Here is a 16,415-nt window from a genome sequence, read left to right as displayed (position 1 = left end):
CTGTGAGTCTAGCCGTACCGCCTCAACCCAGGGTGAGGCTCAGTACCAGCGGCAGCGTCACGGCGGCGGCCACGGTTTGCAGGGCGATGATGGTGGCCATCAAGGGTGCATTGCCGCCCATCTGCCGGGCCATCACATAGGACGACGACGCAGTCGGCAGGGCCTGGAACACTACCGCCACTACCGCAGCCTGGCCCCCCAGGCCCAGCAACCGGCACAGCCCCCAGGTGGTCAGCGGCATGACCAGAAACTTGAACAGCGAGGCGGCCACCAGCGGCTTTACCTGCTGCCCCAGGCGTGCGCCACCCAACGCCGCCCCCACGCACAGCAGCCCCAGGGGCAGCGCTGCCTGGCCGAGGGCCTTGACCGTCGGTTCCAGCCCGGCCGGCAGGCCCAGGCCAGTGGCGCGCAACAGCAGGCCACCGGCACAACCGACGATCAGCGGGTTGGCGAAGATCGCCCGCAGCACCGTGGCCGGGGAGCTGTGGCGTGCGCTGAAACGGGCGAACACCAGCACGCACAGCAAGTTCACCAAAGGCACGATGGAGGCATTGGCCACTGCGGCCAGGGCAATGCCGGCGCTGCCGTAAATGCCTGAGGCGAGGGTGGCACCGATATAGTTGTTGAAGCGCACTCCGCCCTGGAACACCGACGTGAAGTCGGCGCCGTCAAAACTGGCCGCCCCCTGGTAAAGCACCAGCAACAGGGCGCCCAGCAGGGTCGAGAGCATCAGTACGCCGACCATGCCCAGCACCGGCACGCCATCCAGGTTGGCGGTGGCCAGGCCGTGCAGGAACAGCGAGGGCAGCAACACGTAGTAGCTCAGGCGCTCGGCTCCGGGCCAGAAGCTTTCGGCCAGGAACCCGCGCACCCGCAGCCAGGTGCCCAGGGCGATGAGCAAGATGATCGGGACAAGGGTGGTAAGCAGCAGGTGGAGCATGGTTGGCGGTCCGTGGTCGGGTACCGGCACAGGGTAGCGAAGGGAGTCCTACAGAAAAAACGGTGTTTTCTGCAGTGAATATTGAGAAAAACTGCATGGTCTTGGGCCTGCCATGCTCAACCTTCAAATTTGACGCGATCCCTGTAGGAGCGGCCTTGTGCCGCGATAGGGCCGCATAGCGGCCCCGACGATCTTGCATGAATCCGAGATCCTGGGGCCGCTATGCGGCCCTTTCGCGACACAAGGCCGCTCCTACAGAGATTGCCCAACCATCAGGCCTCCAGCGCCGTCCCCAATACCGCGCTCAGGTGCTGGCGCTGGCTCTTCTCATGTTCCAGCAGCACCATGCGCCGGGTCAGTTGCGGTTCGCCAAAGGGCAGCACGGTAGCCGCCGGCAGGCGCTCGAGGTCTTCGTCACTCATGGGGATGATCGCCACACCCAGGCCCATGGCCGCCATGCGCGCCAGTGCTTCCTGACTGTCCAGTTCCATCTGCTCGCTGACCTGCAGGCGCTGGCGGCGCAGTTCCTGTTCGATCTGCCGCCCGGCCCAGGCACGCTTGTCAAAACGTAAAAAGGGTTGACTGGTCAGTAGCTCGGGCACGCTCAGGCCGGCCAGTTCCGGGCTGGCGATGGCCCAGAAGCGGTCCTCGAACAGCGGCGTGTACTGCAGGATCTGCGGGTAGGGGCTGACCGGCTCGGTGGTGATGGCCGCATCCAGTTCGCCATCCTCGACACGCCGGGCTAGCTCGGCCGACATGCCCGAGACCACGCTCACATGCAACTGCGGGTGATGCGCCTTGATCCACACCAGCGCCCGCGGCAGGCGCCGGGCCAGCACGGTATGGATCGCACCGATGCGCAGCCGCCCGCGCAGGGCCGGGCCGCTGGCCAGGGTGTCGGCCAGTTCGTCATAGGCGGCCAGGATGCTTTCGGCGCGGGCCACTGCCAACTGCCCGGCTTCGGTCAGCACCACCTGGCGGCGGCTGCGGTCGAACAGGCTGACTTGCAGTTCTTCTTCCAGCGTCTTGATGTGCAGGCTCACCGCAGAAGGGGTGAGGCTGAGCAGGTCGGCGGCGCGGGCGAAGGTGCCGTGGCGGGCGATGGTCACCAGGGTGCGCAGGGCTTTGAGGGACACGGGAGCTCCGAAGGCGGTGGCGGCACAGGCTGACACCATACGCCATTGCCGGCGAGGATGCTCAAAGGCTGGCGGGGGTGGCCAGGCCCGGGGCCAGCAGCCCGGCCAGCAGGAAAGGCTTCTGGCTGCCGGATGGAGTGGGCTGCGCGAACAATCTGCTGTTTCCCCTGGCTGGAGCCTGCCATGTTCCCCGACCTGAGCTTCGTCTATTACCGCAACTTCCGTTTCGACGGGAAATTCCACGTGCGTTGCACCGGGCCCGACCTGCACAAGGTGGCGCGTATCCGTTACCAGCTCGAACGCCAGGGGCCGGGTGACCCGGTACTGCTGCAAGGGCTCTCGGCGCTTGGCCACGCCAGCAGTGGCAAGCTGGCCGACCATGGCTGCCCGGTCAGTTTCGTCACCCGGGAAGTCGCCGGGCGCTATGCCATCCGGCCCAAGGTGGTATTGCTGGATGAATACGCCATTGCCCTGGGCCGGCCGACAGGGGCTGCAGGTGTCTTTGACTTCGAGCCGCTGTTGCTGCAGGTCGGGGAAGACGAGCTGGACAGGAGCGTACTGGACAAGGTGCCGCTGCCTGCTGGCCTGCGCAATCGCCGCGCAGTGCCGGATGAGGGGCAAGGGCTTGACGACCCATATGGCCGGCTGTTGGCGCCGTTCCCGGCCGTGCCAGTCGGCGAGCGTTACCCAGTGTTGCAAATAGGCTTCAGTGAGGGGGGCTACCAATGCTTGCTCGATGACCTTGAGCCCGGCTCCGGGTCTGTGCTGCTGCGCCTTTGGCCGTCGCTGGGCCAGGTGCTCGAGTTGCGGCCCCTGCTTGCTGCGAACGAGCACGAGGATACGGGGCTGGGCGTGCTTGGCCGTTACTGCATGCTCGAGCAACCGGCAGGCATGAGCAACGCCACCTTCGTCGAGCTGATCAAGACCCTCGCGGCACTGGAGTATGTACAGTCGCTGCAGTTCATCGGCCCAAGCGCTGAGCCGAACCTGCTGTTGCTGGGCGCCGCCGGGCTGCTGGCAGCGCTGTTGACCGGGGCCGCGGTGCACGCGGGCGACAGCGCCGAAGAAAATGCCAGGCCCACGCCTGATTTCGAGGCGCTGCAAACCTACCTGGACGCCCCCGGGAGCAAGTCGCAGGGCCTGAATATAAGGGTTGCCTGGCAACAGCAAGTGACCGGGAAGGGGGGACGCATCCACTTCACCGACGGCGGGTTGTTCCCCAACCACGAGGATCTGCATGGCAACCCGAACCTGATCGTGGTCAACGAAACACCCAACGACGACCCCCGCCACGGCACCGCATCCACTGGCATCATGCTGGCGGTGAAGAACGGCAGGGGCATGACCGGCATCAGCCATGACAGTGAACTGTTCCTCTACGACAACCGTGCCAAGGACAGCCTTGGCGGGTCCCAGGTGCTCAAGGACCTGCTGCACCAGGTACTGCCAGGGGACATCGTCGGGATCAACCGGCAGACGGCCAACCCGCAAGTATTGGGCACTTTCCTGCCGGCCGTGCACGACCGGGCCTGGTGGGATGTGATCAGGCAGTTGAGCCAGCGAGGCGCAGTGGTGGTCGTGGCGGCCGCCAACGGTGCTGCCCAGGGTGACAGTGGCAAAGGCACGGTGCAGAACCAGGGGGTCGACCTTGCCCAGTGGCCGTACTTCAGCGACCACGGCGACGCCGATGCGATCCTGGTCGGTGCCTGCCACTCCTGGGATGGCAAACCCCACCAGTATTCCAACTACAACTATCGCTACCGCATGCTCAATGCCTGGGGCGACAGCGTGGCGACGTTGTCGTATGGCGCTTTGCAGGACAAGACGGGAGATGATCGCGACTATACCGGCACCTACGGCGGTACTTCTTCAGCCACGCCACTGGTCACCGGTGCACTGAGCCTGGTGCAGTCGTACGCGATGACCCAGCACCATGTGTATCTGGACGCCAACCAGATGCACTTGCTGATCATGGCGTCGGGGTATGACGATGCCACCCTGCCGTTGACCGACGTGTTGCCCATGGGGGCCAGGCCCAATGTGCAGGGGGCGTTGGCGTTGCTCGACCGGTTGTTGGGTGGGGGGCGGTTTGATCGGGGCTGAGGGGTAGGCGGATTGTTGGATAGCGCCTGTCCGGGCCTCATCGCAGGCTTGCCGGCTCCTACAGGTACAGCGCAATCCTTGTAGGAGCCGGCTTGCCGGCGATGGGGGGGTCAGACGCGGAACTGGTCCATCAGCCCTTGCTGCTGGTTGGCCAGGCTGTTCAGCGACTGGCTGACCCGCGCCGATTCGTTGGCCTGGCCGCTCAGCGACTCGGTAACGTCACGGATGGTGGCAACGTTGTGGTTGATCTCCTCGGCCACCGCGCTTTGTTCCTCGGCGGCACTGGCGATCTGCAGGTTCATGTCGGTGATCACCGTGACCGCCTCGCCAATGCGTTGCAGCGCGCTGACTGCCTGGCCGACCTGCTCGACGCCGCCCTGGGCCTGGCGGTGGCTGCCGTCCATGGCGCCGACCACTTCTTGCGTACCGGCCTGCAAGGCCTCGATGACCTGGCGGGTTTCTTCCACCGATTCCTGGGTGCGACGGGCCAGGTTGCGCACCTCGTCGGCGACCACGGCAAAGCCCCGGCCGGCTTCACCGGCACGGGCGGCTTCGATGGCGGCGTTGAGTGCCAGCAGGTTGGTCTGCTCGGCGATCGAGCGGATCACCTCCAGTACCGAGCCGATCTTCTCGCTGTTGCGCGCCAGGCCTTCGACCTGGCCCATGGCGCTGCTCATGTCGGCGGCCAGGGTGCCAATGCTGGTGGTGGTGCGGTCGATCACCGCCAGGCCTTCGCGGGTGGCCTGGTCGGCTTCACGGGCCGCCTGGGCCGCCTGGGCGGCGCTGCGGGCAACGTCCTGGGCAGTGGCGCTCATTTCGTGGGAGGCGGTGGCCACCTGGTCGACCTGGCGGTACTGCTGCTCCATGCCGGCGCTGGTTTCGGCGGCGATGGCCGCAGACTGGTCGGCGGTACCGCGGGCGGCCTGTACCGAGCGTTTCACCTCGGCGATGGTCGGCTGCAGCTTGTCGAGGAAGCGGTTGAACCAGCCGGCCAACTCGCCCAGCTCGTCGCGCTTGTCGTACTGCAGGCGGCGGGTCAGGTCGCCTTCGCCGCTGGCGATATCCTTGAGCATGGCGGCCACGCCAAGGATCGGGCGGGTCACGGTGCGAGCCATCAGCCACACCAGCAGCAGGCCGGCGATGGCGGCAGCCAGGCCCAGGCCCAGCTCCAGCAGGGTGCCGCTGGTGTTGAGGGCGTCCAGCTCCTGCTTGAGTGTTTCGGCAGGGCCGGTCAGGGCGCTTTCCGGCACGTCCAGCAGCACACCCCAGGGCTTGCCGCCGGGGATCGGCTCGAAGGCGGCCAGCACCTTCAGGCGCTGCTGGTCGTGCAGAATCTGCAGCTTGCCTTCGGCCAGCCTGCGCACCAGCTCGGCGCCCTGGGCCGGGTCGACCTGGTCCAGGCGCTGGGCCAGCTTGCCGGCATCGGCGCTGTAGCCGGCCAGCAGGCCTACCGGGCTGAGGATGCCGACCGTGGTACGGCCTTCGTACAGCCCACGGCTGGCCGACTCGCTCAGGGCCTGCAGGCTGTTGAGGTTGATGTCGATGGACAGGGTGGCGATCACCTTGCCGTTGCTTTTGAGCGGGAACACGATGCTGGTCATCAGCACGCGCTGGCCGTCGATGTCATAGAAGTACGGCTCGACCACGCACACCTGGCCGCTCTGGCGCGGGCACACCCACCAGGTGTTGGCCGGCTGGCCACTGGGGCCGATGGCGGTGTTGGCCATGTCGTGCTCGGGCAGGGCCATCGAGGTCAGCTCGCCGGCCCGGGGTTGCGACCAGTACAGGGCGAAGCGCCCGGTTTCGTTGCTGCCCAGCGCGGCTTGGCCGGCGAACAGCTTGTCCTTGCCATCCAGCGCGCCGGGTTCGAACACCAGCGACAGGCCAAGCAGGTCGGGGTTGGCCTGCAGCGCGGCGCGCACCTGGGCAGTCATGTCCTGGCGCAGGTCGTAGGCATCTAGGAAGCGCTTTTCGGCCTGCTCGCGCAGGAACAGCACCTGGCGGGTGAAGCCGGCGCCATACTGGTAGGCGTCCATGAACTGGCGGCGAATGTTCAAGGCCTGAACCTCGCCCTGGGACTCGATGCGCGACTGCGCAGCTTCAGTCAGCATCTGCATGCTGCTGGCCTTGACCAGGTCGGAGCTGTGGTCCATTCGGTACAGCGAAAGGCCGACCAGCAGGGTGACGATACTGGCCAGGCACAAGCCGGCCAGCAGGGTGATCTTCCATTGAATCGAGAGTTGTCGCAGCACAGGCATGGGGGCAAATCCCTTGTAATAGGTTTGATGCTGCCGACTGTTTCGGCAAGATCGGTGTTTTCTTGATTGAACGATCAATCAATTACCTAAGACTTTGGTCTATTGCCGCAACAACCCGCAAACCACGCGGCTTTGACTTCTGCCGGCCGGTGCTTCAGAGTGTGCGCCCTTCATAACAACATCCTTTGGCCCGGCCACTGCCTGCGTGCAGCTGTCGCCGGAGCACTCGCTTTTTGTCTTCTTTTTGCCTGTAGTAACGAGGTTTGCACATCATGAATGCAGTGATAGCCGCGGTCGGGATCATGCTGGTCCTGAGCCTGTCCCGCGTGCATGTGGTCATCGCCCTGATCGTCGGCGCCCTGGCCGGGGGGTTGGTCGGTGGGCTGGGTATCGAGGGGACGCTCAAGGCCTTCAATGGCGGGCTGGGTGGCGGTGCCACGGTGGCGTTGTCTTACGCCTTGCTGGGCGCCTTCGCGGTAGCCATCGCCAAGTCCGGGCTGGCCCACGCGCTGGCTGATCGCGCCCTGGCCATGATCGACCGCCAGGGCCATGCCGAGGGTGGCAAGGTTAAGTGGCTGCTGATCGGCCTGATGCTGGTGGTGGCGGTGTCGTCGCAGAACATCCTGCCGATCCATATCGCCTTCATCCCGCTGCTGGTGCCGCCACTGTTGTACGTGCTCACGCGCTTGCGTATCGACCGGCGGCTGATTGCCTGCGTGATCACCTTCGGCCTGATCACCCCATACATGTTCCTGCCGGTGGGCTTTGGCAACATCTTCCTCAACGAAATCCTGCTGGCCAACGTCAGCCGCGCCGGGGTGGATGTGAGCGGGGTCAACGTCACCCACGCCATGGCCATCCCGGCCGCAGGCATGCTCGCCGGCCTCTTGCTGGCGGTGTTCTTCAGCTACCGCAAAAAACGTGACTACGACCTGGCGCGTATCGAGCAGGTGGAGCAGGTGAGCGTGCAGTACAACCCACTGACCTTGCTGGTGGCGGGGGTGGCGATTGCGGCGGCGTTCATCATCCAGCTGTGGCTGGACTCGATGATCATCGGTGCGATGGTCGGCTTTTTGATCTTCTCGCTGTCGGGCATCGTGCGCTGGAAGGATACCGACGACCTGTTCACCGAAGGCATGAAGATGATGGCCATGATCGGTTTCATCATGATCGCCGCCTCAGGCTTTGCCGACGTGATGAAGGCCACCGGTGAGGTGAAGAGCCTGGTGGAGGCCGCCGCGCAGTGGATCGACCACAGCAAGGGCATCGGTGCGCTGTTGATGCTGCTGGTGGGCCTGCTGGTGACCATGGGTATCGGCTCGTCGTTTTCCACCGTGCCGATTCTGGCGGCGATCTTCGTACCTCTGTGCGTGCAGCTGGGCTTTGACCCGATCGCAACGGTGTGCATCGTCGGTACTGCCGGCGCCCTCGGGGATGCGGGGTCGCCTGCGTCGGACTCCACCCTTGGGCCGACCTCGGGGTTGAACGTGGACGGTCAGCACCACCATATCTGGGACACGGTGGTGCCGACGTTCATCCACTACAACCTGCCGTTGCTGGGCTTTGGCTGGTTGGCGGCGATGGTGCTGTGAGGGGCTGGTCGGTGCAGGGGCGGCTGCCTTGTGCTGGCTGCGCCGGCCTCATCGCCGGCAAGCCGGCTCCTACAGGTACAGCGCAGGTTTGAAGGCTGTGCGATCCTTGCCGGCGATGAGGCCCGTACGGGCAGCACAAAACAGTTGCTCCCCTAAAGCCTCGGCAGGGCGCGGGCTCAGCCCCGGCTGGGCGGCGGGACGATGCGATTGAGCACGGTGCTGCCGTCCTTGCTGCGGGTCAGGTAGACCGGCAGTACCTTGGGCAGGGTGTCGACCAGGCGAGCGACTTCGCGGGTGTTGTAGATGCCACTGATGCGGATGCGTGCTGCGTTGTCATCGGCCAGCAGCAAGGGTTTGTTGAGGTAGCGGTTGATCACCGGCAAGGCCTGGCGCAGGCTCAGGTTGTCCAGCACCAGCTTGCCGCTGCGCCAGGCCAGAGCGTTGCCGTAATCATTGCTTTGCGCCAGGCTCGGCTCGAAGTCGCCCTGGTGATAGCTGGCCTGCATGCCGGGGCCAAGACGATAGCCACCGTCATTGTCGCCGCTGCTCACCAGCACCGAGCCTTCCACCAGTGTTACCTTGACCTGGTCTTCATATTTCCACACGTTGAACTGGGTACCGGTGACCCGGGTCTGGCCATTGCCTGCGCGCACGATGAACGGGTGGTTGCTGTCGTGGGTGACCTTGAAGAACGCCTCGCCCCTGATCAGGGTGACCCGGCGCTCATCCTTGTAGTTCAGGTAGCGCAGCTCGCTGTTGAGGTTCAGCTCGACGGTACTGCCGTCGCTCAACTGCACCTGCTGCAACTGGTCGCCCGTCTCGAAGTGCTGGTAGCTGCTGGGCAGCCAGCCTTGCTCCCAACCCACCCAGCCCGCCAGGGGCAGGGCCAGCAGGGCGATGGCCGCAGCCGAGGCAAAGGGCCGCCAGTTGCGCGGCTGGGTGCGGCGTTGCGGCTTGAGCTCGACCACATTGTGCGTACGCGGCAGCAGGTCGGCGGTCTGCCAGATCTCCAGCATGGCCTGGTATTCCCCGGCGTGCCGCGGGTCCGCCGCCAGCCACTGGCTGAACGCCACCCGCTCTGCAGCCGTGCAGTCCTCGGCGTGCAGGCGCATGCACCAATGCGCGGCGGCGTCGGTGATGGCATCGTCTTCGCTGGGGGTGAGGCGGTCCTGATTCATTACGGCTCCCGGTTTTGCGGCATTCTACCCTTGGGCGCGGCTTCCGAGAACGGGTTAATGGCGAATGACTATCAATTGTATGGAAATTCGTCGTTGATGCGCATGGCTCTTATTGACGCGCCGCCTCTATTGCTGGTGATGAGTGCAGCTGGCTTGCTCAATCTGAAAAAGCTGGGGCGCCTTCTGGGGAGATTCTTGTGTTGCCTGTGCCGGCCTCATCGCCGGCAAGCCGGCTCCTACAGGTACGGCACTGGCCTGAGGCTTATGCAATCCCTGTGGGAAGCGGCCTTGTGTCGCGATTGGGCTGCAGGGCAGCCCCAGGATCTCGAACTTATGCAGAATCGCGGGGGCTGCTACGCAGCCCTTTCGCGACACGAGGCCGCTCCTACAGGGGGCTTCAATCCCCCGCTGCACTGCCTTCACGGCGCGGGTCGGCGCCTGCCGCCCAACCCTCGCCATCGCGTACGATCACCTGTGTCCCGCTGGTCATCTCCATTTCTGCCACTTCGTGCCCACGCGCGCGCAACTGCTGAATGATCTGCGGCCCCATCAGCCCGGCTTCGACCTCGGTCTGCACATTGCGGCTGCCGAAGTTCGGTAAATCGACCGCCGCTTGCGGGTCCAGCTTCCAGTCCAGCAGGCCGAGCAGTGCCTTGTTGACGTACTGGATGATCTGCGAGCCGCCCGGCGAACCCAGCGTAGCCACCAGTTGCCCGGAGGCACGCTCGAACACCAGCGTGGGGGCCATGGAAGAACGCGGCCGCTTGCCTGGCTCGATACGGTTGGCCACCGGTAGCCCGTGCTCCTCTGGAATGAAGGAAAAGTCGGTGAGCTGGTTGTTGAGTAGAAAACCCTCCACCAGCAGGTGCGAGCCGAAGGCTGCCTCTACGGAGGTGGTCATCGACAGCGCGCCACCCAAACCATCCACCACTGAAACCTGCGAGGTGGAGATGCGCAACGGCGAGCGGTCCGGCGCCAGGGCCAGGTTGGCGCCCGGCGGCACGCCGGCTTCGGCGTGGCCCATGCTGCGCTCGCCGATCAGCCGCGCACGTTCGGCCAGGTAGACGCTGCTGGTCAGCCCCTTGACGTTCACCGGCACAAAGCCCGGGTCGGCCAGGTACTGGGCGCGGTCGGCATAAGCCAGGCGCTCGGCCTCGGCCACCAGGTGCACGGCGTTGGCGTCGGGCGTCAGCCCGGCAGGTGTGGCGGCCGGTACTGGCGGCATACCGGCGATGTTCAGGCGCGGGTCACGTTGGCCCAGTGCCTCCAGGATACCGAGGGTCTGCAGCACCGCCACGCCGCCGGAGGAGGGCGGCGGCATGCCGCAGATGCGCCATTGTTTGTAATCCGCGCACACGGGTTGGCGCTCAACGGCGCGGTATCCCGCAAGGTCTTTCAGGGCCAGGCTGCCGGGGTTGGCGTGGCGGTTTACCTGCCGGGTGATGGCCTGGGCCAGCCTGCCTTGGTACAGCGCATCGGCGCCCTCGCTGGCAATGGCCTGCAAGGTGTCGGCCAGTGCCGGGTTCTTCAGTTGGCTGCCAACCGGCAGCGGCTTGCCCTCGGGGGTGAGCAGGTAGCGTGCAAGCTCAGGTGAGCGGGCGATGAATCGGTCAGCCGCAATCAGCGCATGCAGCCGCGGGGACACCGCGAAGCCGTTGCGCGCAAGCTCGATGGCCGGGCCAAACAGCGTCTTCCACGGCAACTTGCCGTGCTGGCGGTGCGCAAGCTCCAGGGCCTTCAGCGCCCCTGGCACACCCACCGACAGTCCGCCGATCTGCGCCTGGGCAAAGGCCATGGGCGTACCGTCCGGCTTGAGAAACTGCATGGCGTTGGCACCTTGCGGCGCGGTTTCGCGACCGTCGTAGGCCTGCACCTGGCGGCCATCCCAGTACAGGATGAAGGCGCCGCCGCCAATGCCGCTGGACTGTGGCTCCACCAGGGTCAGCACGGCCTGCATGGCCACTGCGGCATCGATGGCCGAGCCGCCCTTGCGCAGCATTTCAAGGCCGGCCGCGGTCGCCAGCGGGTTGGCGGCGGCGGCCATGTGGCGCTTGGCATGTACCGGTTGCAGGCCGCTGCGGTAGCCGGTGCCGATCTCTGGTGCGAGCGCAGCCGGCGGGTGAGAGGAGCCGCAGGCTGCGGTCAGCAGGGCCAGGGTGCAAAGTGTGGCCAGGGGGGCAAGTCGCATGCATTTCCTTGAACGGCTGAATCGGGGCAGGGGTCAGCATATCTGCCCGGGTGGCGATTGGCGAAACCCGGCGGCTACATGAAATTTTAGTTAGCACGCTAATCAAGGCTTGGACATTCACTGCCTAGGCAGTAATATTTATACACATTTTCCCGAGCAACCCGCCGATGGCCCATTTCACCCCGGAAAACTTCCAGACCTGCGCCATCGGCATGCTGCTTGGCCGCGCCGCCGTGCTGAAGGACCGCATCCTCGACTGGCACCTGGAAGCCGACGGCGTCACGGCCGCGCAGTTCAAGGTGCTGATCATCGTCACCCAGTACCAGGTCGACACCCCGGCCGAGTTGTGCCGCTACCTCGGCCTGGACAGCGGTTCGATGACCCGCATGCTCGACCGCCTCGAGCAGAAGGGCCTGATTTTGCGCAACCGCTGCCCCGACGACCGCCGCCAGGTGCGCCTGGCGCTCACTGCCGACGGCCAGCGCCTGGCCGACCGCCTGCCGCAGGTGGGGGCGGCGGCGATGAACGAGTTGGTCGGCGTGCTGCAGCCCGAGGAGTTGAAAACCCTAGAAGGCCTGCTGGCCAAGGTGCTGCTCAGCGCCGGCGACCCCCTGACGATCCGCCGTTTCGGCGACCGTTGATCCCTGTCACGCATTTTCCAAGGTACTGTCATGGCTACTTCCGCTGACACCCCGACCCAGGCAGCCTCGCAGGACACGCGCAAGCGCAAGGCCTGGCTGCTCGGCCTGCTGTTCCTCCTTATTGTTGCCGGGGCTGGCGCCTGGGCCTGGTACAGCCTGGTTGGGCGCTGGCACGAAAGCACCGACGATGCCTACGTCAACGGCAACGTGGTAGAAATCACCCCGCTGATCACCGGCACCGTCACCAGCATTGGTGCCGACGACGGCGATCTGGTGCACGCCGGCCAAGTGCTGCTGCAGTTCGACCCGGCCGACAGCGAAGTTGCCCTGCAGGCCGCCGAAGCCAAGCTGGCGCGCACCGTGCGCCAGACCCGCGGCCTGTACAGCAACGTCGATTCGCTCAAGGCCCAGTTGCAAACCCGCCAGGCCGAGTTGCAAAAGGCCCAGCAAAACTACAACCGGCGCAAGGTACTGGCCGACAGCGGTGCCATCGCCCAGGAAGAAATCTCCCACTCGCGTGACGACCTGGCCGTGGCCCTGGCCGCCGTCAACAGTGCCCGCCAGCAGCTCAACACCAGCAGCGCGCTGGTGGACGACACTGTGGTGTCCTCGCACCCTGAGGTAATGGCCGCCGCCGCCGAGCTGCGCCAGGCCTACCTGGACCACGCCCGCACCACCCTGGTGGCGCCGATTACCGGTTACGTGGCCAAGCGCACCGTGCAACTGGGCCAGCGCCTGCAACCAGGCACCGCGACCATGGCGGTGATCCCGCTGGACGAGGTGTGGGTGGACGCCAACTTCAAGGAAACCCAGCTGCGCGACATGCGCATCGGCCAGCCGGTGGAGATCACCGCCGACCTGTACGGCAGCGAAGTCAAATACAGCGGCACTGTCGACAGCCTCGGCGCCGGTACCGGCAGTGCCTTCGCCCTGCTGCCGGCGCAGAACGCCACCGGCAACTGGATCAAGATCGTCCAGCGCGTGCCGGTGCGCATTCACCTGAACCCCGAGCAGCTCAAGGACCACCCGCTGCGCATCGGCCTGTCCACCGTGGCCGAGGTCGACCTGCACGACCAGAGCGGCCCGACCCTGGCCCAGCAACCGCCGCAGCAGGCCAGCTACACCACCCAGGTGTATGACCGTCAGTTGGGCGAGGCCGACCAGTTGATCGCCCGGCTGATCCACGAAAACAGTGCCACCGGCAAGACGGCCCAGCGATGAGCCAGGGCGGCGCTGCGCAGTTCACTCCCCCCAGCCTGCTGCTGACCACCATCGGCCTGTCGCTGGCCACCTTCATGCAGGTGTTGGATACCACCATCGCCAACGTGGCGCTGCCGACCATTTCCGGCAACCTGGGGGTGAGCTACGAGCAGGGCACCTGGGTGATCACTTCGTTCGCGGTGAGCAACGCCATCGCCTTGCCGCTGACCGGCTGGCTGAGCCGGCGCTTTGGCGAGGTGAAGCTGTTCATCTGGGCCACCCTGCTATTCGTGCTGGCGTCGTTCCTGTGCGGCATCGCCCAGTCGATGCCCGAGCTGGTGGGCTTTCGCGTGCTCCAGGGTGTGGTCGCAGGCCCCCTGTACCCGATGACCCAGACCTTGCTGATTGCCGTGTACCCCCCGGCGAAACGGGGGATGGCGCTGGCGCTGCTGGCCATGGTCACAGTGGTGGCGCCGATTGCCGGGCCGATCCTCGGCGGCTGGATCACCGACAGCTACAGCTGGCCGTGGATTTTCTTCATCAACGTGCCCATCGGCCTGTTCGCCGCCGCTGTGGTGCGCCAGCAGATGCGAGCGCGGCCGGTGGTCACCAGCCGCCAGCCGATGGACTACATCGGTCTTTTGACCCTGATCATCGGGGTGGGGGCGTTGCAGGTGGTGCTGGACAAAGGCAATGACCTGGACTGGTTCGAGTCGTCGTTCATCATCATCGGCTCGATCATTTCGGTGGTGTTCCTGGCCATCTTCATCATCTGGGAACTGACCGACCGTCACCCGGTGGTCAACCTGCGCTTGTTCGTGCATCGCAATTTCCGCGTCGGCACCATCGTGCTGGTGGGCGGTTATGCCGGGTTCTTCGGCATCAACCTGATCCTGCCGCAGTGGTTGCAGACGCAGATGGGTTACACGGCCACCTGGGCGGGCCTGGCCGTGGCGCCGATCGGTTTGCTGCCGGTGATCATGTCGCCGTTCGTGGGCAAGTACGCGCACCGTTTCGACCTGCGGCTGCTGGCGGGCATCGCGTTCCTGGCGATCGGCACCAGCTGCTACATGCGTGCGGGCTTCACCAGCGAGGTGGACTTCACCCACATTGCCCTGGTGCAGTTGTTCATGGGCATTGGCGTGGCGTTGTTCTTCATGCCGACCTTGAGCATCCTGCTGTCGGACCTGCCGCCGCAGCAGATCGCCGACGGCTCGGGCCTTGCGACCTTCCTGCGTACCTTGGGTGGCAGCTTTGCCGCGTCGCTGACGACCTGGATCTGGATTCGCCGGGCCGACCAGCACCATGCTTACCTGAGCGAGCACATCAGCACGTTCGACCCGGCTACCCGGCATACGCTGGAGCAGCTGGGCGGGGCGGGGCCGCAGAGTTATGCGCAGCTTGAGCAGATTCTCAACGGGCAGGCTTACATGATGTCGACGGTGGATTATTTCACCTTGCTGACCTGGGTGTTTGCGGGGTTGATTTTGCTGGTGTGGTTTGCCAAGCCGCCGTTTACGGCCAAGGCGGGGCCGGCTTCGGCTGGGCATTGAGGTTTTGTGCGGGGATTGCGGTCCTCCCCTTGTTTGTAGTGACGCTTATTCACCTTTGCGCCCTTGCGTAGGGGCGCAAAGGTGACGAAAAACCGCCACCGTCAATCCTCGAACCCCAAAAAACAACCGCGGCGCCAGGGAGAGGCAACACCGCGGTCCAAAGGGGAAGGGAAAAACACTCACTGCTGCGTAACGGTCGCCATATTGGCATTCCCGAATTGTGAGATAGAGGCGGCCTGCCCAGCACCGCTCTGGTCGACAAAGGCCTGGTTGGCATTACCGCCCTGCGTCACATAGGCGACATTCACGCCATCGGCCTGCTTGATGGTGGCCTGGTTACCGCTCCCGTACAGCTGGTACGTATAGCTCTGGTTACCACTGCCAGACTGCTCGACATTGATGCTGCCGCCATTGCCGGCAGCCAGGCCTTCAGCGTAGTTGGCGATGCCGCGCTGATCGGCGATCAGCAGGTTGTCGCTGCCGTTCTGCTCGAAGTACAGCTCGTTGTTGCTGTCAGCCTGGCGGGTTTCCATCTGGTTGCGGTTGCCGTTCTGGCGCAGCTGGGCAAACTGGCTGCTGCCTTCCTGGTTCAGGTTGACGCTGTTGCGGTTGCCGGCCTGGTTGATCTCGGCGCGTTGCTGGCTACCAAACTGACCGCCCGGTTTGTCACCCTTCCAGTTGCTGGCCAGCACGGTGTTGTTGTTGCCGTGGGTGTTGATGCTCAGGCTGTGGTTGTCGCCGGTCTGGTAGGTGAAGTGCAGGTTGTTGTTGCCCACTTGCGAGATGCTGGTCACCGACTGGCTGGTCTCGAACTGGTCCGACCAACTGGCGTTGGCGCGCCCGCTTTGGCTCAGGCTGGCGCTGTTGCCGGTGCCGAAACTCTGGTCGATGACGCCCTCGTTGAGCTGGCCGTTCTGGTACACCTGGGCGCTGCTGGCGGTCTGGGTGTCCTGCCAGACTTCCACCGAGTTGCCGGTGCCGTGCTGGTTGATACCCAAGGTGCCGCCCAGCCCGTCGCGCTGGTCGCCGTAGGCCCAGTTCTCGCGGCCCTGCTGGTAGATGGCGATGTCGCCGGCCTGGTGGCCCAGCTGTTCGGCGGCGGCCTGGTTGGCGTTGCCGTCCTGCTGGATCAGCGCCTTGTTGCCACTGCCGCTGAACAACTGCTCGATGGTCGCATCGTTGCCCTGGCCGAACTGGCGGGTGGTGGCCTGGGCGTCGTACTGCGACTCCTGCCAGACCACCGAGCGGTTGCCGGTGCCTTGCTGCTGTTGCAAGGCCTGGTTGCGCTCGCCCGTGGACTGGCTGGCGAACGCATCGTTCAGCGTGCCGCCGGCCTGCTGGGTGACCTGGCTGCCTTGCTCGAACAACTGCTCGGCGTAGCCGGCGTTGTACGAGCCGCTGGCGCTCTGCTGAATGTCGCTGGTGCTGTCCTGCTGCACCGCCAGGTGGTTGTGGCCGGAGCCGGTCTGCTGCTGGCTGGCCGAGGCGTACGCGGCCTGGGCCTGCTGCACCTCGGCGATGTTGCTGTTGCCCTGCTGGGTTTGGGTCGAGTTGCTGTCGTCGGCCATGGCCTGGCCGGCCAGGGCAAGGACGATGGCGGCGCTCAGAGGGGCGAGCTGGTGCATG

General features: G+C 65.3%; 11 protein-coding genes and 1 pseudogene. 5 read left to right on the top strand and 7 right to left on the bottom strand.

The features are described 5' to 3' along the window. Positions 1–22 precede the first annotated feature (22 nt). Positions 23–940 (bottom strand): AEC family transporter, encoded by a 918-nt coding sequence (locus tag KSS94_RS15045; RefSeq protein WP_217838893.1) that lies wholly within the window; start codon positions 938–940, stop codon positions 23–25. Between the two features lie 272 nt (positions 941–1,212). Next, a complete protein-coding gene (locus KSS94_RS15040) occupies positions 1,213–2,076 on the bottom strand; it encodes a LysR family transcriptional regulator (protein ID WP_217838892.1) in 864 nt (287 codons plus the stop codon). A gap of 183 nt (positions 2,077–2,259) precedes the next feature. Between KSS94_RS15040 and KSS94_RS15035 the strand changes: the two genes are divergently transcribed. Then, a complete protein-coding gene (locus KSS94_RS15035) occupies positions 2,260–4,179 on the top strand; it encodes a S8 family serine peptidase (protein ID WP_217838891.1) in 1,920 nt (639 codons plus the stop codon). Positions 4,180–4,289: 110 nt separating this feature from the next. Here KSS94_RS15035 and KSS94_RS27600 read toward each other — a convergent pair whose 3' ends face one another. Beyond that, complete coding sequence (locus KSS94_RS27600; RefSeq protein ID WP_369992231.1) at positions 4,290–5,045, bottom strand: methyl-accepting chemotaxis protein; 756 nt, start codon at positions 5,043–5,045, stop codon at positions 4,290–4,292. Positions 5,046–5,147: 102 nt separating this feature from the next. Further along, positions 5,148–6,113: pseudogene (locus tag KSS94_RS27595) on the bottom strand (methyl-accepting chemotaxis protein); the annotation flags it as partial. Positions 6,114–6,709: 596 nt separating this feature from the next. On the opposite strand from KSS94_RS27595, the gene KSS94_RS15025 reads away from it, so the two are divergent. Next, positions 6,710–8,029 carry a Na+/H+ antiporter family protein gene (locus tag KSS94_RS15025; protein ID WP_217838889.1) on the top strand — a complete coding sequence of 440 codons (1,320 nt, stop codon included), beginning with the start codon at positions 6,710–6,712 and terminating at the stop codon, positions 8,027–8,029. A 176-nt stretch (positions 8,030–8,205) separates the two neighbouring features. On the opposite strand, the gene KSS94_RS15020 is transcribed toward KSS94_RS15025, so the two are convergent. Continuing rightward, the gene (locus tag KSS94_RS15020) at positions 8,206–9,207 is read right to left on the bottom strand and encodes a FecR family protein (RefSeq protein ID WP_217838888.1); all 1,002 of its coding nucleotides are present in this window, start codon (positions 9,205–9,207) and stop codon (positions 8,206–8,208) included. A gap of 397 nt (positions 9,208–9,604) precedes the next feature. Continuing rightward, positions 9,605–11,395 (bottom strand): gamma-glutamyltransferase, encoded by a 1,791-nt coding sequence (gene ggt, locus KSS94_RS15015; RefSeq protein ID WP_217838887.1) that lies wholly within the window; start codon positions 11,393–11,395, stop codon positions 9,605–9,607. A gap of 167 nt (positions 11,396–11,562) precedes the next feature. Here ggt and KSS94_RS15010 point away from each other — a divergent pair, with 167 nt between their 5' ends. The 3 genes from KSS94_RS15010 to KSS94_RS15000 are packed head-to-tail and all read left to right on the top strand — an operon-like array spanning position 11,563 to position 14,789. Next, positions 11,563–12,036 (top strand): MarR family winged helix-turn-helix transcriptional regulator, encoded by a 474-nt coding sequence (locus KSS94_RS15010; protein WP_217838886.1) that lies wholly within the window; start codon positions 11,563–11,565, stop codon positions 12,034–12,036. 30 nt (positions 12,037–12,066) lie between these two features. Continuing rightward, a complete protein-coding gene (locus KSS94_RS15005; RefSeq protein ID WP_217838885.1) occupies positions 12,067–13,257 on the top strand; it encodes an HlyD family secretion protein in 1,191 nt (396 codons plus the stop codon). Beyond that, positions 13,254–14,789, top strand: coding sequence for a DHA2 family efflux MFS transporter permease subunit (locus KSS94_RS15000; RefSeq protein WP_217838884.1), 1,536 nt, complete (start codon positions 13,254–13,256; stop codon positions 14,787–14,789). The genes KSS94_RS15005 and KSS94_RS15000 overlap by 4 nt, the downstream gene beginning before the upstream one ends. Positions 14,790–14,968: 179 nt before the next feature. On the opposite strand, the gene KSS94_RS14995 is transcribed toward KSS94_RS15000, so the two are convergent. Beyond that, positions 14,969–16,414 (bottom strand): curlin, encoded by a 1,446-nt coding sequence (locus tag KSS94_RS14995; RefSeq protein ID WP_217838883.1) that lies wholly within the window; start codon positions 16,412–16,414, stop codon positions 14,969–14,971. Position 16,415 lies beyond the last annotated feature (1 nt).

This window comes from Pseudomonas fakonensis (assembly GCF_019139895.1).
GTDB classification, from domain to species: Bacteria; Pseudomonadota; Gammaproteobacteria; order Pseudomonadales; family Pseudomonadaceae; genus Aquipseudomonas; species Aquipseudomonas fakonensis.
The sequence above is the reverse complement of the archived record's forward strand: the minus strand, read 5'-3'. Positions and strand labels throughout refer to the sequence as shown.